At 68.1% G+C, this 25,064-nt stretch carries 25 protein-coding genes and 1 pseudogene; 8 read left to right on the top strand and 18 right to left on the bottom strand.

Features of this window, described 5'->3' with window-relative positions; genetic code table 11:
* Positions 1-152: 152 nt before the first annotated feature.
* Entirely contained in the window at positions 153-1,361 is a 1,209-nt protein-coding gene (locus RHCRD62_RS18935) for a cytochrome P450 (protein ID WP_050066317.1), read from the bottom strand.
* A gap of 103 nt (positions 1,362-1,464) precedes the next feature.
* On the opposite strand from RHCRD62_RS18935, the gene RHCRD62_RS18930 reads away from it, so the two are divergent.
* Positions 1,465-2,325 carry a helix-turn-helix domain-containing protein gene (locus RHCRD62_RS18930; protein WP_172671101.1) on the top strand — a complete coding sequence of 287 codons (861 nt, stop codon included), beginning with the start codon at positions 1,465-1,467 and terminating at the stop codon, positions 2,323-2,325.
* 19 nt (positions 2,326-2,344) lie between these two features.
* On the opposite strand, the gene RHCRD62_RS18925 is transcribed toward RHCRD62_RS18930, so the two are convergent.
* Positions 2,345-2,968 (bottom strand): IMPACT family protein, encoded by a 624-nt coding sequence (locus RHCRD62_RS18925; RefSeq protein ID WP_050066315.1) that lies wholly within the window; start codon positions 2,966-2,968, stop codon positions 2,345-2,347.
* Positions 2,969-3,016: 48 nt separating this feature from the next.
* Complete coding sequence (locus RHCRD62_RS18920) at positions 3,017-3,898, bottom strand: hypothetical protein (RefSeq protein ID WP_050066314.1); 882 nt, start codon at positions 3,896-3,898, stop codon at positions 3,017-3,019.
* 179 nt (positions 3,899-4,077) lie between these two features.
* Here RHCRD62_RS18920 and RHCRD62_RS18915 point away from each other — a divergent pair, with 179 nt between their 5' ends.
* A complete protein-coding gene (locus RHCRD62_RS18915; protein WP_050066313.1) occupies positions 4,078-5,070 on the top strand; it encodes a rod shape-determining protein in 993 nt (330 codons plus the stop codon).
* A 43-nt stretch (positions 5,071-5,113) separates the two neighbouring features.
* Here the strand turns inward: RHCRD62_RS18915 and RHCRD62_RS18910 are convergent, their stop codons facing one another.
* The 8 genes from RHCRD62_RS18910 to RHCRD62_RS18875 all read right to left on the bottom strand — a co-directional run bounded on the left by RHCRD62_RS18910 (position 5,114) and on the right by RHCRD62_RS18875 (position 14,584).
* Positions 5,114-7,966 (bottom strand): FtsW/RodA/SpoVE family cell cycle protein, encoded by a 2,853-nt coding sequence (locus RHCRD62_RS18910; protein ID WP_050066312.1) that lies wholly within the window; start codon positions 7,964-7,966, stop codon positions 5,114-5,116.
* A 15-nt stretch (positions 7,967-7,981) separates the two neighbouring features.
* On the bottom strand, positions 7,982-9,112 hold the full coding sequence (locus RHCRD62_RS18905; protein ID WP_253277388.1) for a hypothetical protein: 1,131 nt from the start codon (positions 9,110-9,112) through the stop codon (positions 7,982-7,984).
* A 332-nt stretch (positions 9,113-9,444) separates the two neighbouring features.
* On the bottom strand, positions 9,445-10,065 hold the full coding sequence (locus RHCRD62_RS18900; RefSeq protein ID WP_050066310.1) for a dihydrofolate reductase family protein: 621 nt from the start codon (positions 10,063-10,065) through the stop codon (positions 9,445-9,447).
* 61 nt (positions 10,066-10,126) lie between these two features.
* On the bottom strand, positions 10,127-11,116 hold the full coding sequence (locus RHCRD62_RS18895) for a 1-aminocyclopropane-1-carboxylate deaminase/D-cysteine desulfhydrase (RefSeq protein ID WP_050066309.1): 990 nt from the start codon (positions 11,114-11,116) through the stop codon (positions 10,127-10,129).
* A 373-nt stretch (positions 11,117-11,489) separates the two neighbouring features.
* Entirely contained in the window at positions 11,490-12,005 is a 516-nt protein-coding gene (locus tag RHCRD62_RS18890) for a putative immunity protein (protein WP_050066649.1), read from the bottom strand.
* A gap of 23 nt (positions 12,006-12,028) precedes the next feature.
* Entirely contained in the window at positions 12,029-13,057 is a 1,029-nt protein-coding gene (locus RHCRD62_RS18885) for an LCP family protein (RefSeq protein WP_050066308.1), read from the bottom strand.
* A 115-nt stretch (positions 13,058-13,172) separates the two neighbouring features.
* Entirely contained in the window at positions 13,173-13,577 is a 405-nt protein-coding gene (locus tag RHCRD62_RS18880; protein WP_050066307.1) for a DUF4259 domain-containing protein, read from the bottom strand.
* A 119-nt stretch (positions 13,578-13,696) separates the two neighbouring features.
* Positions 13,697-14,584 carry a helix-turn-helix transcriptional regulator gene (locus tag RHCRD62_RS18875; protein WP_050066306.1) on the bottom strand — a complete coding sequence of 296 codons (888 nt, stop codon included), beginning with the start codon at positions 14,582-14,584 and terminating at the stop codon, positions 13,697-13,699.
* Positions 14,585-14,703: 119 nt separating this feature from the next.
* On the opposite strand from RHCRD62_RS18875, the gene RHCRD62_RS18870 reads away from it, so the two are divergent.
* Both RHCRD62_RS18870 and RHCRD62_RS18865 read left to right on the top strand, forming a co-directional pair.
* Entirely contained in the window at positions 14,704-15,597 is an 894-nt protein-coding gene (locus RHCRD62_RS18870) for an aldo/keto reductase (protein WP_050066305.1), read from the top strand.
* Positions 15,598-15,625: 28 nt separating this feature from the next.
* Entirely contained in the window at positions 15,626-16,663 is a 1,038-nt protein-coding gene (locus tag RHCRD62_RS18865) for a zinc-dependent alcohol dehydrogenase family protein (protein WP_172671100.1), read from the top strand.
* Positions 16,664-16,738: 75 nt separating this feature from the next.
* Here the strand turns inward: RHCRD62_RS18865 and RHCRD62_RS18860 are convergent, their stop codons facing one another.
* Entirely contained in the window at positions 16,739-17,221 is a 483-nt protein-coding gene (locus RHCRD62_RS18860; protein ID WP_050066303.1) for an SRPBCC family protein, read from the bottom strand.
* A gap of 3 nt (positions 17,222-17,224) precedes the next feature.
* Complete coding sequence (locus RHCRD62_RS18855) at positions 17,225-17,584, bottom strand: ArsR/SmtB family transcription factor (protein ID WP_050066302.1); 360 nt, start codon at positions 17,582-17,584, stop codon at positions 17,225-17,227.
* Positions 17,585-17,672: 88 nt separating this feature from the next.
* On the opposite strand from RHCRD62_RS18855, the gene RHCRD62_RS18850 reads away from it, so the two are divergent.
* Positions 17,673-18,410: an MBL fold metallo-hydrolase gene (locus RHCRD62_RS18850; RefSeq protein ID WP_050066301.1), complete on the top strand. Its 738-nt coding sequence runs from the start codon at positions 17,673-17,675 to the stop codon at positions 18,408-18,410.
* A gap of 57 nt (positions 18,411-18,467) precedes the next feature.
* Here RHCRD62_RS18850 and RHCRD62_RS18845 read toward each other — a convergent pair whose 3' ends face one another.
* Complete coding sequence (locus RHCRD62_RS18845; protein ID WP_050066300.1) at positions 18,468-18,677, bottom strand: hypothetical protein; 210 nt, start codon at positions 18,675-18,677, stop codon at positions 18,468-18,470.
* 501 nt (positions 18,678-19,178) lie between these two features.
* Between RHCRD62_RS18845 and RHCRD62_RS18840 the strand changes: the two genes are divergently transcribed.
* The gene (locus RHCRD62_RS18840) at positions 19,179-19,709 is read left to right on the top strand and encodes a hypothetical protein (RefSeq protein WP_050066299.1); all 531 of its coding nucleotides are present in this window, start codon (positions 19,179-19,181) and stop codon (positions 19,707-19,709) included.
* 12 nt (positions 19,710-19,721) lie between these two features.
* On the opposite strand, the gene RHCRD62_RS18835 is transcribed toward RHCRD62_RS18840, so the two are convergent.
* Both RHCRD62_RS18835 and RHCRD62_RS18830 read right to left on the bottom strand, forming a co-directional pair.
* Complete coding sequence (locus RHCRD62_RS18835) at positions 19,722-20,993, bottom strand: serine hydrolase domain-containing protein (protein WP_050066298.1); 1,272 nt, start codon at positions 20,991-20,993, stop codon at positions 19,722-19,724.
* Between the two features lie 144 nt (positions 20,994-21,137).
* The gene (locus tag RHCRD62_RS18830) at positions 21,138-21,740 is read right to left on the bottom strand and encodes a TetR/AcrR family transcriptional regulator (RefSeq protein WP_050066648.1); all 603 of its coding nucleotides are present in this window, start codon (positions 21,738-21,740) and stop codon (positions 21,138-21,140) included.
* A gap of 127 nt (positions 21,741-21,867) precedes the next feature.
* On the opposite strand from RHCRD62_RS18830, the gene RHCRD62_RS18825 reads away from it, so the two are divergent.
* Positions 21,868-22,782: an oxygenase MpaB family protein gene (locus RHCRD62_RS18825; RefSeq protein WP_050066297.1), complete on the top strand. Its 915-nt coding sequence runs from the start codon at positions 21,868-21,870 to the stop codon at positions 22,780-22,782.
* 115 nt (positions 22,783-22,897) lie between these two features.
* Positions 22,898-24,415 (top strand): long-chain-fatty-acid--CoA ligase, encoded by a 1,518-nt coding sequence (locus RHCRD62_RS18820; protein ID WP_050066296.1) that lies wholly within the window; start codon positions 22,898-22,900, stop codon positions 24,413-24,415.
* A 15-nt stretch (positions 24,416-24,430) separates the two neighbouring features.
* Here the strand turns inward: RHCRD62_RS18820 and RHCRD62_RS18815 are convergent, their stop codons facing one another.
* Both RHCRD62_RS18815 and RHCRD62_RS18810 read right to left on the bottom strand, forming a co-directional pair.
* Positions 24,431-24,736 (bottom strand): WhiB family transcriptional regulator, encoded by a 306-nt coding sequence (locus RHCRD62_RS18815; protein ID WP_084734371.1) that lies wholly within the window; start codon positions 24,734-24,736, stop codon positions 24,431-24,433.
* 36 nt (positions 24,737-24,772) lie between these two features.
* A pseudogene (locus RHCRD62_RS18810) lies at positions 24,773-25,064 on the bottom strand (glucose-6-phosphate dehydrogenase (coenzyme-F420)); the annotation flags it as partial.

Raw genomic sequence — 25,064 nt, 5'->3', positions numbered from 1 at the left:
GACGACATCGCGCCGACGTGGCCCGGGTGGTCCTGGTGTTCTTCACGAAGTCTCGTCTCGTCGTAGGGATACGGTGGGATTTCGGACCAGTATCAGGTCCCGTTCAGGGGGCGCCGACCGTCGGCGTCGAACAGTTTGTGCTGCAACAGAAGTCAGACGTCCCACTCGACGGCCAGCGCGTTCGGGCCGCGTAGCGCCACACCGACCTGGCTGGTCACCCTCGCGTCCGCCTCGGCGCCGGCGCGCAGACGCAGCCCGGGCAGTCGTCGGAGGAGTGCCGTCAGTGCCGTCTCGAGTTCGGCGATGGCCAGCCAGTTTCCGGCGCAGCTGTGCGGGCCCCGGCCGAACGAGAGCATCGCCTGCTTGCGCCGGGTGATGTCGAAGTCGTGCGGATCCGGGTACACGTCGGGGTCCCGGTTCGCGGCATTGATGGAGAAGACCATCGGCGTCAGCGCCGGGATGTCGATCCCGTTCCAGCTGACCGCCTCCGGGCACGCCCGTGGCAGCAGTCCCACCGGTGGCTCCCAGCGCAGCCCCTCCCACACCGCCCAGATCGCGTGCTCGGCGAGGTCGGACCGCAGCAGTTCCATCTGATCGGGATGGGTGAGCAACGCGGACAGGGTGTTGCCCAGCGCGAGCATCGTGGTGTCCGCGCCCGCGGGGAACAGCAGTCGCAGGAACGAGAGCACCTCGTCGTCGGCGAGGGTCTCACCCTCCTGATTCTCGGTGACCAGGACCGAGATCAGATCGTCGCCGGGATTGCTGCGACGGTCGGCGATGATAGGCGTGGCGAAGTCGGTGAAGTCCTGCGATGCGCGCATCGCGGCCTCGGGGTCGAACGGGAAGTAGAACAGGTCGTGCGCCCACCTGTGAATAGTCGCCTCGTCCTGCTCCGGAAGGCCCATCAGCCGGCTGATCAGGAGCACCGGGTACCGGGTCGTGAACTCCGCCACGAGATCCACCGAACCCCGATCGGCGAACCGGTCGATGAGCTCGTGCGCGAGCGGTTCGAGGAGCGGTTCGATGAACTCGGCGACCCGCTTGCGCTGGAACGACGGCGACACCAGCGCCCGGTTCTTGCGATGCTCGTCGCCTGCCATGCACTGCAGGGTCTTTCCGAGGACGGGCCCGGTGGTCATCGGGTAGATGGCCGAGGCGGGGAAGACCTCCTCGTCCTTGAAGGCGGCGGCGACGAGGTCGTTGGTGAGCAGCAGCACCGCCTTCACCCCCGCGAAGGGCACGATGGCGTGCGACTTGAGCTCACGCAGCCCCTCGAGCACCTCGTGAATGTCGGGGCGATCCTCGAACGCGAAGTCGACTCCCTCGATGTCGACGTCCCCGAGATCGGTGGCCACGGTCATGAAACTCCCCAATCGATGATGCGAATATTCGTATCGTGTGATACAAGTATTTGAACTACCGCGAGAGTAGGAGCATCTGATGACAGTTGGCAAGAGTGGCTCCGTGCCATCTCCCCCAACCGACCGGGTCGTGTCGATCATCGGAATGCTCGCCGCACGCAACACCCCCGCGACGTCCGCGGACCTCGCCGACGCCCTCGACCTGAGCAGATCCACCACCGGCTCCATCCTCGCCACCCTCGAGCAGCGAGGCTGGGTGCTGCGCCTGCCGGACCTGCGCTACCAACTCGGCCCGGCACTGGCGACGATCGCCGCGCGGGCGCGCGAGGCGCTCAGCCTGCCGGACAACGCGATGGGCCACCTTGAAGGCCTCGCTTCTCGGGTTCGCTGCGGGGCTGCCCTCAGCCTGATCGACGGCACCCAGATGGTGTTCGTCGCGATGACCGACAGGCTCGGACACATTCCACGTGGCATCGAAGTGGGGGTCCGCCTGCCACTGGAGGCGCCTGGCGGCATCTCCGTCGTCGCATCCTCCGGCCCCGCCGTGCAACAGCGATGGCTCGACACCGCACCCCCCGATCGCCGCGACCAGCTCGCCCACCTCCTGACGCAGACCGCGTCGACCGGGGTCGCGGTCTGGGGCGCCGATGCAGCCGACATCGACCGCATCGACGTGCTGGCCCAGGTGGTCACGCACCTCTCCTCGAATGCGGCCAGTCAGCGGCTACGCGACCAGGTGCGGGCGCTCATCGACGACACCAGCGGCTACCCGTACACGGTGGAGGCACTCGAATCGGAGCTGCCTCTGCCGATCAGCTACATGACCGCCGCGGTGTTCGACGCCGGAGGAACGCCGCGATGGGAACTGCAGATCGGACCCCTCCGCTCCGCAGTCAGCCCGGACGAACGGCGCACGTACATAGCGGAACTGACCGCAACGGCACGAGCCATGTCGCAGGCCTGACTCACCCGCGCGCGGATGCTCACACATCCACCCACCGCGTGCCCGCGGGCACGAGATCGGCTGCACCGGAGGTGACTTCGGCCACCACATCGGCGACGCGCGCGGGGTCCCGAGTGGCCAGGGTGAGGGTGACGACCGAACCGTAGACGGTGTCGACGATGGCGACTCCGCGACCGCGGAGTTCGGCCTCCACCCGGCCGGCGGTGTCGTGACCGACCTCGAGTGCCAGCAGGTCGAGACGTTCCCGGCCGACCAGTCGCGCCGCATCGACCACCGCGGCCACCGCCCCGGAATATGCGCGCACGAGACCGCCCGCGCCGAGTTTGACGCCGCCGAAGTACCGCGTCACCACCACCGCCACGTCGACCAGGTCTCGGGCACGGAGCACCTGCAGCATCGGCACCCCGGCCGTTCCTCCCGGTTCCCCGTCGTCACCAGAGCGTTCGGCCCGCTCCGACGGCTCGTTACCCGTCACGTACGCCCAACAGTGGTGCCGCGCATCGGGATATCGCCGTCGCTGCTCGTCCAGAAAACCCTGCGCCGCCACCGGCCCGTCGACACGACGCAACACCGCGATGAACCGCGAGTGCTTCACCTCGGTCTCCACCTCGACGTCGGCGCCTGCGGGCAGTGTGAACGGCATGCCTCATCCTCCCCCGAGGCGTGGAGGCGTCACCGAGGAGGGACGGGATCACTCGAAGGAGGACCGATGGTCGCTGTAGGGAACCTGACCGGTGGGAGTCGCCCTGACGGCGTCGGCGACCGCCGGAGGAATGGGCGCCCAGTACGCGGGCATCGCGGCGGCGAGGGACGGCTTCAACACATACAGCAGGGCGAAGTTCACGGTCCACAGCGGCGGGGCCATCGACATGCCGACCGTCGCGCTCACCCCGCCCTCGGTGTTGGTAACCAGTTGCGCAGCACCCGAAATCTGCTGCGCAGCATACCCGTACACGGCCTGCACCGTGTAGGCCGATCGGTACAGTGCGATCAGGGAGTGGGTCGCACCGTTGTCCCTGAGCCAGGTGCCCACGAATCCTCCGGGCGCGATCAGCGAATTCACCTGCCTCGTCGGCGCGTCCGCGTTGGCCGGACTCTGCAGCAGTCCGTCGGTGTTCACGTACAACCCGTAGCTGGCCAGGACGGTCGGCGTCGGGCGGCCGTCGACGTCGGACAGGAGGGGGCGGCCGTTCGTGTTGGTGAGGATCCGGACGCACGCGTCGATCACCTCCGCGGCATCGCGATCTCCGCCGACTCCCCCGCCCTTGACGAGTTCGCGATACTGCTGGTCGGTCAGCGCATCGTCCCTGGCGAGCCCGATCCGGGCTGCGATCTCGTCCGCCTTCTGCTCACCGAGCGGCTGATTGAGTTGCTCCGGATCGGACACCTGGGTCGGCGCCAGCTGCTCGTAGCCGGGCGCCCCGGAGAACGGGACCGCGAATCCGGTCTCCGGCAGAGGTTCGCCCCCCGCCATCGGGCCCGGCGCCAGGACCAGAAGGCACGCTCCGACCACAGCCATGATCGAGGAGGCCCCGCGCCGAGTCGCCGGGCGGGCCACACCAGTTCCGCGCATACGTCAACCTCCCGAACAGGTGGGCGGGTCGGCACGTGGTGCTCAGTCAATCGCCGGAACCGTCGCAGTGTCAAGACTCCCGAACCGCACCGCTGCATCGGCGACGAAACCGCGCGCGATCGCCTCCGCGTGCGTAGCATTTGACCCAATCTCGTTTCGATTCCCACTGGGAGGCCGACGTGAGCGGACTCGGTATCGATCTCGGAACAGCGAACACGGTCGTCGGGACCCCCGAGGACGGAATCGTTCTGAACGAACCGTCTTTCATGCTGGTTCGCACCAAGGAACCACATCGTGCGCTTGCAATCGGCCAGGAGGCGCGCAGTCTCGTCGGACGCACGCCCATAGGCATCACACAGGTGCGCCCGATGCGGGCCGGTGTCATCGTGGACCTGGAATCCGCGAAGGCGTTCGTCTCTGCCGTCATCAAACAGGCCTCGCCGTACGGACACTTCGGCCGTCGACCCACAGCAGTCATCTCGGTACCGGAAGGCGCGACACCGCTCGAACGCCGCGCACTGCTCGAAGTCGGCCACGAAGCCGGCCTGCGGAAGGTCGGATTGATACCCGAACCCGTCGCGGGCGCCGTCGGGTGCGGTATCAATCCGATGGAACCCCGTGCGCATCTCGTCGTGAACATCGGCGGCGGCACCTCCGAGGTCACCGCCGTCTGCTTCGGTGGCGTGATCTCGCACCGAAGCTGCCGGATCGCCGGTGACGAACTCACCACCGCGCTGCACCACTACCTGCGCGAGGAACACCAGATCATCGTCGGCGACCTCACCGCCGAACGCGCGAAGATGGGCACGCCGGACACCGAGAAGGGTCAGTCCGTCGTGGTGGAGGGCCTCGACGCCGTCACCGGCCGGGCCCGCCTGCTCTCCCTCGACGTCGACGAGATCGTCGAGGCGCTACGACCGACCACGGCGAGCATCGTGCAGACCCTGACGTCCTGCCTGGAAGACCTTCCGCCGCAGGCCATCGGCGACGTGATGTCCGAGGGGGTCCTCGCGATCGGCGGTGGCTCGATGCTCCGTGGGCTGTCGCAACTGCTCGAGGATGCGTTCGGGCTGCCGGTGAAGACCGCGGAACGTCCACTCACGTGTGTGGCCGAAGGTGCGACGGCGTGCCTCGCCCACCCCGAAGTTGTTGCCGCCTACAGCAACAACTGACCTGTCGGCCTCTCCCAGTCACCGCGGCGGTGCCGCGCCCCCCTCATCCCGGCGGTGCCGCGGTTGCTGCGGGTGCCGCCGGTGCCGGGGCTCCGAAGTACCGCGCGAGGATCGCCTTCACCACGGGACCCGATGTCGCCGAGCCGAACCCGCCGCCCCGCACCATGGCAGTCACGACGATCTCGGGATTCTCGAAGGGCGCCACCGCGGAGAACCACGCGTCGAGCCCCTTGCCCGGCGCCGACGGATCCTCTGCCGTGCCGGTCTTGGTGCCGGCGGTCACCGGCAGATCGGCGAGCTGGCCACCCGTACCCACCGTCGCCGAGGCCCGCATCCCGGCCCGGACCGGACCGAGCAGGTCCGCGAACGGAAGCCGTCGCGGCTGCTCCGTGTCGACGGGGACGATGGTTCCGGCGTCGTAGCCCGCGGCCAGTTGCGGTGTCACCATCGCGCCGGTGCCGACGCCGACCGTCCACCTCGCCACCTGTATCGGCGTGGCGGTCACGGTGCCCTGCCCGATGCCCATGAGCAGGGTGGACCCCGGATACCAGGTGGACCCGATCTCGCCGACCGACGTGGGGGTGCCGAGGAACCCGGTGGCCTCGCCGGGCAGGTCGATTCCGGATGCCCGACCCACACCGAGCTGGTCGGCGACCTCGGCGATCCGCTCGGGCCCGAGAAGTTCTGCCAGCTTGTAGAAGTAGACGTTGTCGGACGTCTGGATGGCCTGCAGCATGTTGTGCGGGCCCATCGGTTGCCAGTTGTTGAAGGTGTGGCCGCCGTACGTGTACGACGCGCCGGTCGCGATGACCTGGTCGGGTGACAGCACGGGGTGAACCATGTCGACCGACGCGGTGACGATCTTGAAGGTCGAGCCGGGCGGCGCCGCCGTCTGAAATGCGTGGTTGAGCATCCGGCCGGGCCCGGGTCCCCCGGTCTGCGACGCGAGGGCGACGAGGTCGACGGGCGGACCGTAGACGTTGTTGTCGAAACCGGGCACGCTGGCCAGCGCCAGCACCGCGCCGGTGCGCGCATTCATCACGACCACGGCACCCAGGTCACCGCCACTGCTGCGCACCGCCTGCGTCAACCCGTCCGTCGCCAGGTTCTGCAATCCCATGTCGAGGTGCAGCCGCAGGTCGTGCCCGCGGATGGGGTCGACCCGCTCACCCGCGGCGACCGGACGCCCGGACGGGTCGACGTACATGCACTGTTTGCCGTCGCTGCCGCGCAGCAGCGCGTCGTACTGCTTCTCGAGGCCCGCCTTGCCGACTCGCGACCCGAGCGCCAGATGGTTCCAACGCTCCATGTCCTCGGGGTCGCCGACACCGACGTAGCCGAGGATCGATGCGAGCGTCGTACCGAACGGGTAGTGCCGCTTTCCGGACGGCGCCACCAGCACGCCCGGTATGTGTGCGTCGATGACGGCCCGCGCCTGATCGGGAGTGGCCCTGCCGAGGACGGCCTGCACCTCCCCCTCACGCAGCTCGTCGAGGGGGGCGTCCACCTCCGCGGGTGGGAGCCCGAGCAGCGCCGCGAGTTGCCCCCGCGCACCGAGGTTCGACTCGTCGAACAGTCGGGCGACGACCGACACCGTGTACTCGGGCACGTTCGTCGCGAGCGGCACCCCGGTCCGGTCGAGAATGAGTCCCCGCTCGGCCGGCAGCCGGATGCACCGTTGCATCTGCTGGTCGCCGAGCGCGCGCAACTCCGGACCGCGTTCGGTCTGCAACTGCCATGCGAACACCGACATCGCGACGAGCGCGGCGGTGACCGCGAGCGACCCGACCGTCATTCCTCGCGGGCGCCCACGGCGCTTGGACGGCGGCGCCCACAACGGTCGCGCGACGCCGTCCCGCCGTACCGCGAGCACCAGCCCGATCGCGACGAACCCGACGATGGCGACCGTGCCGCCGTAGCTGAACAGCGGGATCGGCATTCCGGTGTGTGGCAACACGGACAGGCTCGCCCCGACCGACAGGATCGCGTGCATCCCGAACAGGACACCGACACCGGCTGCGACGAGTGCGCCCTGCCTCGTCCGGGCGCGCCGGGCGGCGAGCGCCGACCGCCACGCGATCACGAGGGACGCCGCCACGACCGCGAGCCCGGCGATCAGTCCCCACCCGTACACGACGCTCGCGAACGCGAGGTCGTGTTCCGACTCCGGGAGGTATTGCGCGCGCAGGGCGTACATGGGGTCGCGTGCCAGACCCCACAGCCCACCGCTGCCGACCGCGATGTCCGCCTGCAGTGATGCCCAACCCGGACCGCTCGGGTCGGCCTCGCTCGACAGGAACACGTGGATCCGTTCGAGCTGGTACGGGCGTAGGAACAGGACGGCGAGGGGCATGGCGGCGACCCCGAGCGTGAACAGTGGAACCAGGGGAAGCAGTGGGACCCTGGCGAGCACGAGCATCAACGCGGCGGTCGCCGCCATCACCACGGCCGTCGACAGGTCGGGTTGCATCGCCACCAACGCGACCACCGTCGCGGCGATCGCGAGCGTCGCCAGCAGCCGGAGCGTCGAGTAGCCGCGGGCGAGCACCGTCGCCGCCACCAGGACCAACGCGAGTTTCGCGATCTCCGACGGCTGAACGGTGAACAGGCCGAAGTCGAGCCAGCGCTGCGCGCCCTTGACCGAGACCCCCACGAACGGCACGGCCGCCAGCATCACGACGGACGCCCCGAGCATCCACCAACCGAGCCGGCTCAGCTTGTCCACCCGCATCCGGGAGACCACCCACATCGCGCCGACCCCGACGACCGCGAAGCCCAGTTGCCTGACGGCGAACGAGGTGAGCCCGATGGAGACCAGGTTCAGCAGGCCGAGGACGACGAGGACGAGCGCTGCCGTGACGATCCACGGATCGGATTCGCGGTCGTTTCCCCGCATGGCATTCCCCGCGCCTCAGCAGGTCGCGTTCTCGGCGGGCACGAACAACGGCTCCGAGGCGGCGACGGCGGGGGCGCTGGTCTCGGCGACGATCGCAATCGCGGGACCGGCCGGCAGGTCGGTCTTGCCGAGGCCGTACACCTGCTCGCGCCCCGGCTCCGTCGGCATCGTGACGTCGGCACTGCTGCGCACCTCCCCTGAACACCGGTCGTGGACGACCAGCTTCCAGGTCACCGCGGCGACTGCCTTCGCCGGGTCGTAGTTCACGTCCACCCGCACCAGGCACGGCTGCCCGGCCGCGCACGCCCCCTCGGCGAAGGTCGCGGTGACGGCGGTGATCGGACCGGCACTGCCCGGAGGACCGGAGGGGACGGGCGCAGGCGCGACACCGCCCGCTGGGGGTGACGGCTCGGGTGGCGGTGACACCGGGTCGATCGCGTTCGGGTCCGGTGGATCGTCCGGACTCAGGACGGCGTTCCAGCCACGGCCCATTTCGGACCAGACACGGGGAACGGCCACCGCCGCTCCGGCGAGGATCGCGATCGCGAGCAGCGAGAACATCACGACGCGCCGGGACGGGCGCCTCCGACGCTCGTCCCACACCTTGTGGACGGGCGGAATCCAGCTTTTCGACGCGAGGGATCCGGCGTCGGTGAAATGCAGGTCCTGCGCGGTCGGCGCCTCGGTGACGAGCCGGCCGTCCGGAAGCGGGTGTCCACTCGCCACGGTGACGAGCTCGCCGATCTGACGACGCCGCCGTTCCTCCGCGTCCGGGTCGAGGTCGGGCGCGACTGCCACCCGAACCATCCGCACCAGGTCCTGCAGATCCTTTGCCGCCGAAATGGATTCGGTGAGCCTGTCGACGAACTCCGCCTTACGGCAGTTGGTGGCGATGCTCCGAACGACACCCGCGACCGCGTCCGTGACGTCCGGTGCGGGTCCGGTCCGGCGGGTCATCCGCTCGAGTGTCAGCCGACCGGACTCGGCCACCGTGACGGCCGTGCCCCGGACGGAGGACGGCTGCCTGCCGAGTCCACGCGCCGACTCGACCTGATCGATCACGTCCGTCACGAGCAGCGCGGCCTGGGGCGGTGTCAACTGTGCCACCGCGAGGAGGTGGCGCAGCGGAACCGCGTCGTCCCCCATCCTGTCTGCCGTGTGTTCGTGCGGTTCGGGCGCGACCGCATGTTCTCGCCTGCCCGTGTGAAGTCCCGACACTGCTTCGATCATCGCGCTTCCCGAAGACGATGCGCCGCCCGTGCTTCACTACCTGACAGCTGCGGGTGGCCGGCTGACTTGGGCTGTACTTTCTACTGTCGAATTCTCGTGGGTTGGTTGGAACCATTTAACTCCGATCCGGTGCGGGGGGCACCGGAATCTCGACGCTCGAAGGTCTCGCTTCGGTGACTGTCAGTCGGCGTCGTCATCGATCCGTATCCTTTGCGACTCAACACCTCTGACGCACGGCGACCACGGTGTCATCCGCCCGGATCGGCCGGGTAGCTCGGACGGCCGTTCGGCCGATGGACCTGGATCGTGACACCCTTCGAATCGACACGCGAATCGACCAGGTCGAGCGCGATGTCGGGCCCGTTGTCGGGGAACAATCGGGTGCCCTGGCCGAGGATCACCGGGACGACGATCAGGGTCATCTCGTCGACGAGGTCCCGTGCGAGCAGCCATCGGACGAGGGTGCCACTGCCGTGCACCTGCAACTCCCCCTCGGATGTCGCCTTCAGTTCGGCGATCGCCGCGGCAAGGTCACCGGTGAGAAGGGTGGTGTTCTCCCAACGCACCTCGGTGAGCGTCCTCGAGGCGACGTACTTGGGCGTCTCGTTCAATGCCACACCGATGGGGTGGGCGCGCATCTCCGGGACCGTCCCCCAGTACCCGGCGAAGAGTTCGTAGGTCCGCCGACCGAACAGGAACGCATCGGCCCGCTGGTACGTCGAGGTGATCAGCCCCATGGTCTCCGCGTCGCCCGCCCCGAGCGCCCAGCCGCCGCGTACGAATCCGTTCCGGCGGTCCTCGTCCGAGGCGCCGCCGTTCCCCTGCACCACACCGTCGACGGTCACCTGCGTCATGGTCGTCAGCTTCATGTCCGTGCTTCCCCACTCCTGCCGGACGTCCCGATCCGCGCACGAGACCTGTGGCGAGACGTCATCGAGGTCCGTTCGTGTTGAGGAACAACACCGGAGCGTCACGGCTCGATCGGCCGCCCTCGTCGAGGTCGAGCAACGCTGCCATCGCCTTGCCGGTGTACACCGGTTCCAGGGCGAGATTCTCACCTTCCCGCGCCAGGGCGAGCGCAGCCAGCGCCGCAGGGGTTGGGTGTCCGTAGCCGGGGCCCAACCAGTCGCGGGTGACAACCAGCGGGGCCGGCTGCACGTCCGGCAACGCGGCGCCGCGGTCGGTGAGCAACGTCGCGGTGCGACGGGCCATCCGGTCGAGTGTGCGCCGGTCCAGGCGCAACGTGTCGTTGACGACGACGGCGGTGACCGTGACGTCCGACAGCCCGGCCAACCCCAGGCCGAGGGACAGGCCGGCGGCGGTGCCTCCGGAGCCGACGGGAACCACGACGCTGCCCGGCTTGGGCAATGCCCCCTCGCGGATCTGCTCGGCCAGTTCGAATGCCGTCTCGACATACCCGAGAGCACCGATGGCGTTGGATCCGCCGGGTGGGATGAAGCAGGCACGACGGTGTCGGGCCAGCAGCCACGGCACTGTGGCGACTGTCCGCGCCTTGGTGTGGGTGAAGTACAGCCGCGCGCCACTGTCGCGCAGTCGCTGCAGCTGATCCCGGACGTGGTCGTCCATGGGCTGGTCGACCAGCGCCAGCGCGGTGTTCACCCCGTGCTCCCGGCAGTAGCGGGCGGTGGCCAGCCCCCAGTTGGTACCCAACCCTCCGACGGTGATCACCGTCCTGCGATCGCGGCGCAGGATGTCGGCCAGCAGCCATTCCAGTTTCCGAACCTTGTTTCCGCCCCAGCCGCCGTCTCCGTACGCACCGTCGTCCTTGAGCCAGACCGAACCGGACGCCGTGGGCAGGTGGGTCAGTTCACGCACCGGACTCGGCCCCGTACCCAGGGGCAATCGGGGAAGACTCGCCTTCAGTGCGGGAAAGCGTCGATACAGATGCGCCTCGGTCATGGCTCCATCATGGGCCCCGACGCATCCTCGGGGGCGGTTAGTCGACCTCGAATCCGTCTACGGACCCAGTCCGCGTGGTCAGGGAGCGGTATCCGGTTTCCCACGTGCCATCACGGAGGTCCACCACTCGTCGAGCGGACTGGGATCGGGCCAGCGAATCGGTTCGTCGGTCGAGGGTGTGGGCTCACGGTCCACTCCGGAGGTCCGCTCGAGCGGCTGACGGCCTGCCTTGACGCGATGCACAGTTCGGGGCTCCCCTCGTGCAGGTGGACCCGCCCAACACGAGCGCCACCACCGACCACGGTAGGAGCATGCCCCGAAGCGCCTCTGTTCACACCTGTGGCGCGTCGCATTTCGGTTCGAGAACGATTGCTCAGCAGTCGAACACCGACCAGCAGATGTCGTTGCGCAACCGCTGGTCGTCGAGGACCAGCTCGCGGATCGTGTCCGGCAGTTGGTCTCGCTGCCATCGGCATTCGCGCCGCCCCGCAGCTTCGGCGTCGGCGGCAGGCGCAGCCGCTCGTGCGGCCTTGATCGCATAGGCGGCCGCACCGAGGTCGTGAGCGGCGACGTGCGCGACGGCCCCGGCCTGCCCCGCCGCGTAGGCGGCATGACGGGCCGCTCCTCGAAGGTCTCGGGCGGCCCCCATCGCATGGCCTCCCGCCGCACGTGCCTGCATCATCGGGACCTCCCCGCGCACCCAGGCGCGGGCATGCTCGATCGCCTCCCGCGGCCGCAGGTCGTCAGGCCGCTCCAATTCGAAGAGGGGCAGGACGTGTTCCGCGCACGACGCCGCCCACAGTGCGAGCAGGTGGTGATCCTCATCGGTGAGGGTCCCGCCGCGGCGGATCGTGATGAAACGCGGATCTCGGACCTTGGGGAGTATCACCGTTGCCTCTCGTCGGCCGTCGTTCACCCGCCGCCGACGCGGTGCAGTGTCGCGACGTCGTCGCGAGCGAAGGCGTCCCGCAACTGTGCCAGAGCGACGTCGTCGGGCCTGACAATCGACTGCCCGCCGAAGGTGGTGTCGATGCCGGACGTGGGGATGGTGACGTAGTGGTGCTGGCCGCGGGCACCGTAGAGGCTGTAGCCGAGCGACATCGCCGTCCGCCAGTCGAGTTCGCTGTCCACGGTCACGTACGGGGCGAGTTCGTCGACGACGTTGTCGAGGTGCGACGGGTCGGTCACGGCGTCGCCGGAGAAGACGCGGTCGGTGATGCCGCGGGCCACTGCCTGCTGATTCTTCACTCGCGCGAAGTCCGCGTCCGGGAATGCCTCCCGCTCACGCAGGAAACGCATCGCCTCCGCGCCGTCGAGATGATTGGCGCCGCGCACGAACTCGAACCCGGCGCTCGTGAAGGCGCGGTCGCTGCGGACGTCGATTCCGTTGACCACATCGACAACCGAGGCGAGGCCTGCGAGGTCCACGATCGCGAGGTGGTCGATTCTGGCGCGCAACAGGTTCTCGACGGTCTCGACGGCCAGGGGCGCTCCGCCGAGTACGACTGCCGCGTCGATCTTGTCGAATCCGTGGCCAGGGATGGGCACCCACAGGTTCCGCATGATCGACACGACGTGAACGGTCGATCGATCGGCGGGCAGGTGCACGAGCATCATGGAGTCCGTCTGGCCGGCCTGCGGCGCGAGCGGTGTCCCGCCCGCAGCACACGCCTTGTCGACACCGATCAGCAGGATGTTCGTCGCCTGCGTCTGCGCCGGACGTCCCTCCTCGTCGGGGAACGCATCCTGCGTGGACGTGATACCGCTGCTGTACGAGTGGGCCACACGAATCGTCAGGTAGCCCGCGTAGCCGAACACTCCCACGGCGACGACCACGCCGGAGAACAGGACCGCGCCGACTCCTCGGGCCGCGCGGCTCCGCATGCGCGCCGACCCCGCACTGCTCGGGGGTGCGTCGTGATCCGTGTCGTCCTCGTCCATGTCGTCCTGCCGTCGGAGCGTGAAGTGTCCGAGCCTGTCTCGCTGAGCAGCAGGATTCTGCTACGCGAGTCTAACGACCATAATCGAACGCACAGTGGACGGCGACGTGACGCGCTCAGCGCGGCTGCTTCAGACCCGCCAACCTGCTTTCGATCGGCGCCCGCCACTCCTCCAGATCCTCGGGACCGTTCTCCGCCCACAGCTCGAACAGTTCGGAGGTGTCGGCGTCCGCGATGGTGCGCTCGAGCGTGACGACGATCCACGCGCGCTGCTCCGGTGTCAGCGACGCGGCGTAGCGGGCCGCGTCGATGCCGTCGAGCTGCCCTGGCGCCGGAAGCAGTCCATCGGCCACGGCGACGACCTCCGCGAGTGCGATCGCGGCCTGCGCGTCGTCGGCCTCGAGATAGTCCCCGCCGACATGGCCTGCGTAGTCGTCGATGTCGAATTCGCCTGCGCGAAGCGCTGCGAGCAGATCACACGCGCCGTCGTTCTCGAACGGCCCCGAACCCCAAGTTCCCATGCCCACGACGATACGAGTGGCTACCGACAGCTGGACCCGCCGGGCTCCCGAGCCGGCGCACACTCGTCACGCTCCCGCCACATTCCGCGCCTCCGGGGGTGGTGTGACGTCGCCCCGGATCAGGACGGCGCGACGAGGGTGGTCGCCGCCCACGAGGTGAGCAGCTTGAGACCGTCGTCGGACAGAGACCCGGGCACCGCCGTGTACACGTTGAGTTGCAGGCCGGAATCCACGGGCAGCAGCAGCGCCTCGTAGTCGAGTTCGAGTCGACCCACCGCCGGGTGGTGGAACACCTTCGTGCCCGTGCGGTGCAGGCGGACGTCGTGGGACGCCCACATGCGACGAAAGTCCTCACTACGCGTCGACAACTCGCCGACAAGGGCGATCAGTTCCCGGTCGTGTGGGTTCCGTCCCGCCTCCGACCGCAGGATCGAGACGGCATCGTGCGCGACCTTCTCCCAGCGGTCCCCCCAGAACCGTTGCGCCGCCCCGGTGTCGAGGAAGTGGAATCTGGCGGTGTTCACCGGCTGCTTCGCCACCCGCTCGGGTGAGTCGTACATCGGCGCATACAGTGCGCGGCCGAGCAGATTCGCACCCAGCACGTCCAGTCGGCCGTTGCGCACCAGGGCGGGCACTGTCTCCATCGAATCGAGGATGCGCTGTACCACCGGACGTAGCCTGCCCGGCGCCCTCCGCCGTGCCCGTGACCGAGCGGCACCCGACGCGTTCGCGGACCGGGACAGATCGAACAGGTGACTGCGTTCCGCGTCGTCGAGTTGCAGTGCCTCCGCCAGCGACTCGAGCACTCCCTCGGACACCCCACGAAGATTGCCGCGTTCGAGACGCGTGTAGTAGTCGACGCTCACTCCCGCGAGCATCGCCACCTCCTCGCGGCGCAGTCCCGGCACCCGCCGATTGCCGCCGTACGCGGGCAGACCGGCCTTGTCGGGGGTGATCCGCGCACGCCGCGACGCGAGGAACTCGGCAGTCTCCGCCTTCAGATCCATGCCCTCGACGGTACGACCGGAACACCCCTCGTGGGAGGTACCGCCAGTACCCGGCACGCCCGGAACGGGGTAACACCAGGCCCTCCCTGAATCCGCGGCTCCTTCCTACCGTGAAAGCCATGACCGTGAAACCCGTTCCGACCCTCACCCTGAACAACGGCGTCACCCTGCCCGCGCTCGGCTTCGGTGTCTTCCAGACGCCACCGGACGAGACGATCGCAGCCGTCGAAGTGGCCCTGCGCACCGGCTACCGGCACATCGACACCGCTGCCGCGTACGGCAACGAGCGTGAGGTGGGTGAGGCGATCCGTCGCTCCGGCATCGACCGCGCGGAGATCTTCGTCGAGACGAAGGTGTGGATCAGCGACTACGGCTACGACGCCACGCTGCACGCCTTCGACAAGTCGGCGGGAAAGCTGGGCCTCGACCGGCTCGACATGCTGATCCTGCATCAGCCGCTGCCCACCCGTTTCGACCTGACGCAGGGCGCGTACCGAGCGCTCGAGACGCTGCTCGCCGACGGGAAGGTTCGCTCGATCGGCGTCAGCAACTTCATGCCCGACCACCTCGATCGGCTCACCGCATCGGCAAACGTGGTGCCCGCCGTCAACCAGATCGAGATGCACCCGTACTTCCGGCAGCCGGGAGTGCTCGCCGCCGACGCGGTACACGGCATCCTCACCCAGGCCTGGTCGCCGATCGGCGGGATCACCTTCTCCCGCGACGGCCGCAACAGCAGCACCCTCGACGATCCGACGATCCGCGCGATCGGCGAGAAGCACGGCAAGTCCGCAGCACAGGTGATGCTGCGATGGCACCTGCAGCAGGGCCGGTCAGCCATCCCCAAGTCCGTGACACCGCAACGTATCTCGGAGAACTTAGCCGTCACCGACTTCACCCTCACCGACAGCGAGCTCGCGGCGATCGATGCACTCGACACCGGAATCCGCGGCGGCCCCGAACCCGCCTCGCTGACCCTCGAGAAGTTCGGCATCGCCATCCCCGAAGCCTGACCACCCTCACGAACAGGAATCCGTCATCATGCGAGCAACATTCATGTACGGCCCCGGCGACGTCCGGGTCCAGGACGTGCCCACCCCGACGATCCAGGAACCGACCGACGCCGTCGTCCGCGTCACCCTGGCCTGCGTGTGCGGGTCCGACCTGCACCCGTACCACTCGATGACGCCGAACGAGCGCGGCTCCGCGATGGGCCACGAGTTCATCGGTGTGGTCGAGGACGTCGGTTCCGCGGTGACCACGCTGAGGCCGGGCGACCTCGTCATCTCCCCGTTCGCCTACTCCGACAACACCTGCCCCTATTGCCTGGACGGATTTCACACCTCGTGCCGGCACGGCGGCTTCTACGGTTCGAACGGGGTCGGCGGCGCCCAGGCCGAACTGGTCCGCGTTCCGCAGGCGGCGGGCACCCTCGTGAAGGTTCCCTCCGACGTCGACGACAAGCTGCTGCCGTCCCTGCTCACTCTGTCCGACGTCTACCTCACCGGGTATCACGCCGCGCACGTGGGACGCGTGACACCGGGTAGCACCGTGACCGTGATCGGCGACGGGGCCGTCGGACTGTCCGCCGTCCTTGCCGCGAAACAGCTGGGCGCCGAACGGATCATCCTGATGGGCCGGCACACCGTCCGCACCGACCTCGGACGCGACTTCGGCGCCACCGACGTGGTCGCCGACCGCGGCGCCGACGGGATCGCACAGGTCCTCGACCTCACCGGCGGCGAGGGATCGCACATCGTTCTCGAGGCGGTTGGCCACATGCCCGCGTACGAACAGGCGTACGGCATCGTCCGGCCCGGCGGCGTCATCTCCCGGGTCGGGGTCCCACAGTACGAGTCCGCCCCAGTCGGATTCGGGTCGCTGTTCGGCAAGAACATCACCCTGACCGGCGGACCCGCCCCGGTCCGCGCGTACATCGAGGCCGCGATTCCCCAGGTGCTCGGCGGGGAGATCGAGCCGGGTCGCGTGTTCGATGCCGAGACCTCGCTCGACGACGTGGCCGAGGCCTACCGACTCATGGACTCCCGCGAAGCACTCAAGGTGCTCGTCCGGCCGTAGATCCGTCCGCTCACACACGGGTGCGGTGCGGGGCCTGAGGTCGACGACCTCAGGCCCCGCACCGCAGGCGCGCCGTCAGGCCAGGAACGCGTCGATCTGATTGATCGCCAGCGTGGACCCCTCGACCACGCCCATGTCCAGCACCGTCTGCAGCCCTTCGGCGGAGGCATAGGTGCTCACGTACGTGGCCCGGGTTCCGGTCTCGGTTGCTGCGAAGGAGTAGACGTTCTTCGACACCGGCAGTTCGGGATTCGGGTTGAACTCCTCGTCGGCGAAGCCGTCCTCGAACGCGAAGCTCGTCGGCTCGTCGACGGCCGTGATCTGCCAGTAGCCGGCGTACTTCTCTCCCTCCGGACCGGTCATGAAGTACGTGACGCGGCCACCGGGCGTGAGGTCGTGGTCGACGAACGTTGCCGGGAAGGTCGGTGGGCCCCATACCTTTTCCAGCTGACGCGGGTCGGCGTAGATCTGCCAGACTCGCTCCACCGGAGCTGCGAACTCGGCGGTGATGGTCAGGGTCAGGTTGTCGAGGTCGGGCTTGACGTCGATAACAGGCATCGTTCAGTCCTCCTGCGTTGATCCGGATACGACGGGTGAATCGAATGCGATGAGTTCGTCGATACGGGCGATGCGACCGCGCCACACCTGTTCGAACTCGGCGAGCATGGACGCCACCGACCGCACGGCCGCGACGTCGCCACTGGCCAACTGCTCCCGGCCGTTTCGCCGCTTGGTGAGCAATCCGGCCTTCTCCAGTACGGAGACGTGTTTCTGCACTGCAGCGAAGCTCATGTCGTACTGCTGCGCGAGCGACGACACCGAGTGCTCTCCGGCGAGGACACGGCGCATGATGTCGCGGCGGGTCCGGTCGGCGAGCGCGTGGAACAGGGCGTCTGCCCGGTCCTCGTCATCTCCGCTCACCCCTCCAACATACAACCGATTGGTTGTATGTCAAGGCCGAGTGGAGCATCAACCGTCCAGCGCCACGCACGTCCACCAGAATGGGCCCGTGACCAACCTCGACGAAGTTGCCCCCGACGTCTTCCGCGTCCTCGGCACACACGTGAACATGGTGCTCCTCCGGGACGGCGACGCGCTGACCCTGATCGACGGCGGCTACCCCGGTGACGTCGGTGCCGCGGAGTCCGCGATCCGCTCACTCGGGCGTCGCCCCGAGGACATCCACGGCATGCTGCTCACCCACGCCCACATCGACCACATGGGCACCATCGTCGACTTCCACCGGCGCTACGGCATTCCCGTGTTCACCGATCCGGTCGAGGTCGCGCACCTGCGCCGCGACTACCTCGAGCAGGCGACCGCGAAGGACTTCGTTCCGATGCTGCACCGCCACGGTGTGGCGCGGTGGCTGGTGAGCATTGCCCGGGCCGGAGCCACGAAGCAGCTCTCCGTCAGCGACGGCCTGGCGTTTCCGGCAGCGGGAGCCCTCGACCTGCCGGGCGCGCCCGTCCCCGTCGCCACCCACGGCCACACGTCCGGACACACGGCCTACCACCTGCCGCAGCACGGCGTCATCGTCACCGGCGACGCCCTGGTCACCGCCCATCCCCTGTCGAAAGTGTCCGGCCCGCAACTACTCCCACCCGTGTTCGACCACGGTCACGGCGACACGGCGGCCGCGCTCGACCACTTGGCGGCGCTCGACGCCGACACGATCCTTCCCGGGCACGGACCCGCACTGGCGATGCCAATCGCGGAGGCCGTCGCGGAGGCGCGGGCCCGCTGACCGACCGTGACGACAGTGGCCCCGACGGCGAATCCGGCGGGGCCACTTCGCACCTGATCACATGCCGTAATCGGCTCCGTACCCACCTGTTTCGGCACTGATCTCCGTGTGGGAGTAGCCCGCGTCGGTGTGGAGTTCGCTCTCGGCGGCGTAGTCGACACCCACGCCTGCATCGAACGCGGGAAGGCCGCCGTCCGGGTTTCCGTACACGTCGAAATCGAACTCCGCGCCCGCCACGACGCTGCCGCCGCCCGCAAATGCCCGCATCGACGGAGTCGATGGTCACCTCCGTCGTACCCCCTTCGGAGGAAAGGTCGACCGAGTCGTAGCTTCCGCCCGCCTGGAACCCACCCTCGGCCGCCACCTGCCCGCCGCCCTCGACACTGAGCTGCGGCACACCACCCGGAGCACCGAACTCCACCTCGATACCCGCGCCGGCCGACGTGCCCGCCGCCGCATCGAAGCCGACGGTCACGGACTCGGTCGAGACGTTCACGGTGGCGGCGGGGTCGCTCAGCACTTCCGAGAGATCGATGCCCAGGTCCGTGAGTGCGTGGCTCTCCGTCATTCCAGTTCCTTTCCGAATCGGGACCGAACGTCCCGGCGTGCCTTCTCGGATAGGTAGATGCGGGCCGCCGCAGGAAAGTTCCCGCCCGTCCGAGAACGACTCCCCCGACGACGGTTCTGTAACGAATTCCGGTTCCGCACCGACAATGTGGCGTGTGGGGCAGAGCTCCATTCTCGCGTCGTCGATCAAGGGGAGGATTCATGGGTAACCGGAGGATTCGTCGTGCGGCCGCTGCAGTTCTCGGGGCGGCAGCCCTCAGCACGTCGATCATGGTCGGGGGCGGTGCGGTCGCGAACGCGGAATCGTCCACGACGACCATGACCTGTTCGAGCAACAACCCGCTGTTCTGGGCGCCGCCGTTCACCTGGACCGTCACCGCGTCCTCGGGCGCGTCGCTTCGTCCCGGCGGTGCCGCACTGGAGCCGTCACTGCTCCTCAGCGGCGGCAACGAACTGCCCGCACCCCCGTCCGGGCTGATCCCGAGCATCGGGCCCAACTGGTACGGCAACCGCGTACTCGTCGACTGGACGAACCGCGACACCAAGGAGTCGGGTCGCAGCGTCAGCGACGAATCCGCCTGGCTGCAGAAGCCGAGCATCCCGATCAACCGGACGTGGACCGGCACCGGCGTCGTCGACTTCACCGTCACCGTCCAGACCGGTGGCGCCTGGTGGTTCGTGAACCCGCAGAACGCGGTCTGCAAGGGCACCGTCAGCATCCTGCCCGCGTAGAACCTCCTCGGCTCACCGGGTCGGTGTCGACATCGGCGCCGGTGAGCCGAGGTCCAGGCCCTCGTACACCTGATCCAGGACGACGGGCAGCAACGCGTTCGCCGTGGTTGCACCGTCAGGTGACAGTGTGAGGTTAGTCCAGATCACGATCGTGACGTCGTTGTCGGGGTCGTGGCCGATGAACGAATTGAATCCCGGCAGTTCACCGCCGTGGTAGTACATCGCGACCCCCGGCCCGAACTGCTGATGGCTGATGCCGTATCCGTACTGCTGCCCGTCCGGGGTGCCGGGATCTTCGGCCCGCCTGCTGTCATACCACTGCTGCTGCATGTCGGCGTCGAACACCTCTCCCGAGACCAGCGCGTCGATCCACGTCGCCAGGTCGTTCGCGGTGGAGATCGCGCCGCCCGCCGCGGTCGCGTACGACGGGTTCTGGTGGGTGTAGTCGAGAGGCGCGACGGTCCCCGCGCGGGCCGCTGCCGCCAGGTCGTCCGGATACGGTTCGTCGACCAGTGCGTACTTCGATTCGCCGTACATGTATCCGTGCGAGAGCGGGCGCGGGATCGACACGTCGTCGGCGGCAGGCATCGATGTCTCGTTCAGTCCGAACGGACGGAACAGGCGCTCGGCGAACAACTCCGAGAGCGGACGCCCACCAGCCTTCTCCGCGACGAGACCCAGCAGCGCGTAGTTGGTGTTGCTGTACTCGTACTCGGCGCCCGGCGGGAAGTTCGGTGGCTGCGCGAACGCGATATCGAGAACCTCTTGTGGCGTCCACGCCTTCGCCGGGTCGGCGTCCATCGTGGCGGCAAGCTCCGGCGCCTCGGTGTAGTTGTACAGGCCACTTCGCATGTCCAGAAGCTGTGCGATGGTGATGTTCTCACCGTTCGGCACGCCGGGAACGAACTCGGAAACCGGGGCATCGAACGCGAGCAGTCCGTCCTGAACCAACAGCACGATCAGCGCCGACGTCAGCGTCTTGGTGTTCGACGCGATCCGGAAGTGCGTGCCGGCATCGGGTTCGAATCCCGTCCCCAGTTCGGTGGCACCCACGGCCGCGTCCACCGTGCCCTGTGGAGTACGTACCCGCACGAAGGCTCCGGGCACCCGCATCTGCATTGCCGCCACTTCGACCGCGGCCTGCAACGCGTCCTGGTCCACGGACTTGACCGCGCCCGACGCCGTGGACGGGGCGGTCTCCTCCGACGGCTCGGAGGTCGTCGAACACCCCGCGACCAGAACGAAGGCCGTGACGCACAGCGTCGCGAAACGAAGAACCGTCATCGAGCATCACCGCCGTGGTAGCCGGAGCCCTGCATGGTCGATCCCATCGTAGGACCCGGTCGGGCAGGCGGTCACCGCCTCATGAGCCCGAACAGGTGTCCCGCAACCTTGCGGACGAGCATCATTCGAGATTCGTAGTGCCCGCTACTGAGTGACCGGGGCGTCGTCGTGCGTCGGTGCGACCAGGTCCTCCTCGGCCAACGCCTGCTGGAAGTAGGTTTCGAGCGCCCACCGTAGTGCGCTGCGTGACCGGTGGGTGGCGTTCTCGTAGCCGACGAGCAGGTACATCGCGACGGTCGCGTATCGGTCGGCACGGTCGCGGTCACCGATGGCGTCGAAGTAGGCGTCCGAGATGAACCGCCTCCGCTCCTCGTCGGCATCGATCTGGATGGCCCGGACGGCGGAGTCGTGGGAGGCCCATACGCGAATCGCGGCCTCCGATTCGTGCGGGAGCTGCAGGGCGACATCGATGAGGAATCGCAGCCGCTGCACCGGGTCGGTGACGTCACGGGCGCTGCGAATGAAGCGGTCACTCTTCTCCTCGCGCCAGTAGCGGATCAGCGCCGAGGTGTAGTCGCCCCAGTTCGGAAACGCGTGGTAGAAGGAGCCGGTCGTGGCCCCTACCGTCTCGCACACCGTTGCGAGCTTGAGGCCCGCGTGCCCGTGGTTCGCCAGCACGCGAAGTCCCGCCTCGAGATAGCGCAGTTGCGCACCACGTGTCGGCGTCCGCTTCCTGTCGTCGTCCACCACGGCCACGCTCCCTTCTGTCGACGTTCCGCCTGGTACAGCCTGCGGAACCTGAACCAGTGTGACCCCTTGCACAAAACCATAACTCGACTTACGCTCACTGAACGAACGCTAAAGGAGAGTCGACGTGAGCAAGCGAAACCCGAATATCGGCCTCGATCCCGAGACGCGATACGTGGAGATCTACCGAAACCTCTCGACCTACGAGTTCCCCTGGGACATCAACCAGTCCCTGAGCTTCGCCCTCTTCCGCACGTACGCCGTCCCCAGCATCGGCAAGCTGCTCGACGAGACCGGCGCCTTCACGAACGACACCCAGAAGCGCTACGACGACACCTCGATCCTGCTCGAACTGCCCCTCCTCGACGGCTTCGACAGCAGGAACGGCAAGGCCGCGTTGCGTCGCATCAACCAGATGCACCACATGTACGACATCTCCAACGCCGACTTCCTGTACGTCCTGTCGACCTTCGTCGTCGTGCCTGCGCGCTGGATCGAGAAGTTCGGATGGCGCCAACTGACTGCTGCCGAACTCCGCGCCTCGGTCCGCTACTACCAGACCCTCGGCAAGCACATGGGCATCAAGGACATCCCCGACACCTTCGAGGACTTCGCGACCTTCATGGACTCCTACGAGGCCGAGCACTTCGCCTTCGACCCGGGTGCGCGGCGCGTAGCGGACTCCACCCTCGACCTTCTCGCGTCGTTCTACCCGAGCTTCGCGAAGCCGATCATCGACGTCTTCAGCCGTTCGCTCATGGACAAGTCACTGCTCGCCGCATTCCACTACCGAGACCCCGGAACGTTCGCACGACGCGCCTCCGAGGGCGCGCTCAAGATCCGCGCCCGGATCGTTGCCGTCCTACCCTCGCGGAGCACGCCTCTCCACGTCCACGACATGCCTCGAATCAAGAGCTACCCCAACGGGTTCGACATCCCGAAGATGGGAACCTTCACCCCGGGCTGCCCCGTGCGCCACACCGCCGCCACCGATTCGGCCGGCGCGGACGAGCCCGCACCGGAAAGCAGCCCCGCGAACTGATCCCACTTTCCGGGCGGGGCGCCCCCTCCGCCCCGCCCGGAATCCAATCCGAAAGGCAGAAGACGTGCCCACACATGTCTCCGACCAACCGCACCTCGCCAGGCGCAATCACTGGATGAACCAGGTGCAGCGGCATGCCACTGCACTCGGCGACCGCTCCGCCATCCGATTCACCGGGACGACCACCACCTGGTCCGAACTGAATGACCGTGTCCACGCCCTCGCCTCCGCGTTCGCAGCACGCGGCGTCGGGTTCGGCGACCGGGTTGCGCTGGTCACCGGCAACCGACCCGAGTTCATCGAGACGGTCCTCGCCGCCAACCTTCTCGGCGCCATCGCCGTACCGATCAACTTCCGGCTCACCGGCCCCGAAGCCGGCTACATCCTGAACGACTGCGGCGCCAAGATCGTCGTCGTGGACGACATCGGACTCCCGATCGTCACCGCCGCACTGCCCGGGCTGACGAACCCACCCCGGGTCGCCGTCGTCGCTCCCGACCCGGCGGGTTTCGAGCTGTATGCCGACCTGCTCGCTGCCGCGCCGTCGACGGCCGAACTGCCGGACGTGCCCGAGGATTCTCCCGCGCTGATCATGTACACCTCCGGAACGACGGGGAGGCCGAAGGGCGCGGTCCTCACCCACCTGAACCTGCAGTCGCAGGGGACCACCGTGATGCGCGCCTTCCAGTACGTGGACGAGGACGAGGTCAACCTCGTCGCGTCACCGCTGTTCCACATCGGCGCGGTCGGCTCGGTTATCCCCACGATCTACGTCGGCGGCACGCTGGTCATCCACCCGACCCGCGCATTCGTCGCGACCGAGATCCTCGACACGATCGAGTCCGAGGGCGTCACCAGCGTCTTCCTCGTCCCCACGCAGTGGCAGGCCGTGTGCGCGGAACCGACTGTGCCGCAGCGGGATCTCGCCCGGCTGCGCACCCTGGGCTGGGGCGCCGCCCCCGCATCCGACACGCTGTTGCGGACCATGTCGGACACCTTCCCCGGCTCGATGAGCATCGCGCTCTTCGGGCAGACGGAGATGTCGCCGGTGACGTGCGTACTGCACGGCAGGGACGCCCTCCGCAAGCTGGGGTCGGTCGGCCGTCCCATCGCATCGGTGTCGGCACGGGTCGTGACGCCTGACATGCGGGACGTGGCACCTGGCGAGGTCGGCGAGATCGTCTACCGCGGACCGGGAATGATGCTCGGCTACTGGAACAAGCCGGAGGCCACCGCCGATGCGTTCCACGGCGGCTGGTTTCATTCCGGAGACCTCGTCCGCGTCGACGAGGACGGCTTCGTGTACGTCGTCGACCGCGCGAAGGACATGATCATCTCCGGTGGCGAGAACATCTACTGCTCCGAGGTGGAGAACGTGCTGGCCGGTCACCCCGACATCGTCGAGGTCAGCATCGTGGGCCGTTCCCACCCGGTGTGGGGCGAGACGCCCGTCGCGTATGTGGCGCTGCGCGATTCCGCCGTTCTCGGCATCGAGTCGCTGCGCGAGTGGGCGTCGAGCTCCCTCGCCCGCTACAAGCTGCCGACCGCACTCGAACTGATCGACACCCTGCCCCGCAACGCGTCCGGCAAGGTACTCAAGAACGTCCTGCGCGAGCAGGTTCAGTCGGCGTGACGCCGGTCCGGCCGGTCAGTGCGCCATTCTCCTGACCGGCCGGCCGTCGCGGTACCGTTCCGATTCCGACGTTCCACCCCAGATCCCGTACTGCTCACCGATGTCCACGGCGTGCTGCCGACACTGCTCGATGACCGGGCACTGCGCGCACAGCGCCTTCGCGGTGCGAATGCGCCACGCTCGAGTCGGGCCGCGTTCGCCTTCCGGATGGAAGAACATCGCGCTGTCCATACCGCGGCATCGCGCCCGCAGCTGCCATTCCCAGGACTCCGCCGTTGCGGTGGGAAGTGTTGCTGCCGCGCCGATTCGAGCCATCGCCATAGGTAGACGGTCCTTCCGTGTCGAACGACGGGGCAATCAGGCGAGTGCGCGCAGCCGCGGCGCCAAATCCCGCTCGAACAACTCCAAAAACCGCCGCTGATCATGACCCGGCGCATGAAACACCAAATGATTCAACCCAGCATCCACATACGCCTTCACCTGCTCCACCGCATCATCCGGATCCGACGCCACAATCCACCGCTTCGCCACCTGCTCGATCGGCAACGCATCCGCCGCCGCCTCCATCTCGATCGGATCCTCGATCGAATGCTTCTGCTCCGGCGACAACGACAACGGCGCCCAGAACCGCGTATTCTCCAACGCCAAC

This window comes from Rhodococcus sp. RD6.2 (assembly GCF_001040705.1).
Taxonomy (GTDB): Bacteria; Actinomycetota; Actinomycetes; order Mycobacteriales; family Mycobacteriaceae; genus Rhodococcus_G.
Note: the sequence above shows the minus strand (reverse complement) of the source record. Positions and strands in the feature narration are given on the sequence as shown.

Excerpts from the sequence above, each read along its gene's own strand:
- RHCRD62_RS18860 (WP_050066303.1), bottom strand. The coding sequence starts at position 17,221 with ATGCCTGTTATCGACGTCAAGCCCGACCTCGACAACCTGACCCTGACC.
- RHCRD62_RS18845 (WP_050066300.1), bottom strand. The coding sequence starts at position 18,677 with ATGCGGGCATTTGCGGGCGGCGGCAGCGTCGTGGCGGGCGCGGAGTTC.
- RHCRD62_RS18820 (WP_050066296.1), top strand. The coding sequence starts at position 22,898 with ATGAACCAGGTGCAGCGGCATGCCACTGCACTCGGCGACCGCTCCGCC.
- RHCRD62_RS18935 (WP_050066317.1), bottom strand. The coding sequence starts at position 1,361 with ATGACCGTGGCCACCGATCTCGGGGACGTCGACATCGAGGGAGTCGAC.
- RHCRD62_RS18920 (WP_050066314.1), bottom strand. The coding sequence starts at position 3,898 with ATGCGCGGAACTGGTGTGGCCCGCCCGGCGACTCGGCGCGGGGCCTCC.
- RHCRD62_RS18865 (WP_172671100.1), top strand. The coding sequence starts at position 15,626 with ATGCGAGCAACATTCATGTACGGCCCCGGCGACGTCCGGGTCCAGGAC.
- RHCRD62_RS18910 (WP_050066312.1), bottom strand. The coding sequence starts at position 7,966 with ATGCGGGGAAACGACCGCGAATCCGATCCGTGGATCGTCACGGCAGCG.
- RHCRD62_RS18885 (WP_050066308.1), bottom strand. The coding sequence starts at position 13,057 with ATGGACGAGGACGACACGGATCACGACGCACCCCCGAGCAGTGCGGGG.
- RHCRD62_RS18835 (WP_050066298.1), bottom strand. The coding sequence starts at position 20,993 with ATGACGGTTCTTCGTTTCGCGACGCTGTGCGTCACGGCCTTCGTTCTG.
- RHCRD62_RS18900 (WP_050066310.1), bottom strand. The coding sequence starts at position 10,065 with ATGAAGCTGACGACCATGACGCAGGTGACCGTCGACGGTGTGGTGCAG.
- RHCRD62_RS18895 (WP_050066309.1), bottom strand. The coding sequence starts at position 11,116 with ATGACCGAGGCGCATCTGTATCGACGCTTTCCCGCACTGAAGGCGAGT.
- RHCRD62_RS18905 (WP_253277388.1), bottom strand. The coding sequence starts at position 9,112 with ATGGGGGACGACGCGGTTCCGCTGCGCCACCTCCTCGCGGTGGCACAG.
- RHCRD62_RS18880 (WP_050066307.1), bottom strand. The coding sequence starts at position 13,577 with ATGGGAACTTGGGGTTCGGGGCCGTTCGAGAACGACGGCGCGTGTGAT.
- RHCRD62_RS18870 (WP_050066305.1), top strand. The coding sequence starts at position 14,704 with ATGACCGTGAAACCCGTTCCGACCCTCACCCTGAACAACGGCGTCACC.
- RHCRD62_RS18840 (WP_050066299.1), top strand. The coding sequence starts at position 19,179 with ATGGGTAACCGGAGGATTCGTCGTGCGGCCGCTGCAGTTCTCGGGGCG.
- RHCRD62_RS18815 (WP_084734371.1), bottom strand. The coding sequence starts at position 24,736 with ATGGCGATGGCTCGAATCGGCGCGGCAGCAACACTTCCCACCGCAACG.
- RHCRD62_RS18925 (WP_050066315.1), bottom strand. The coding sequence starts at position 2,968 with ATGCCGTTCACACTGCCCGCAGGCGCCGACGTCGAGGTGGAGACCGAG.
- RHCRD62_RS18875 (WP_050066306.1), bottom strand. The coding sequence starts at position 14,584 with ATGGATCTGAAGGCGGAGACTGCCGAGTTCCTCGCGTCGCGGCGTGCG.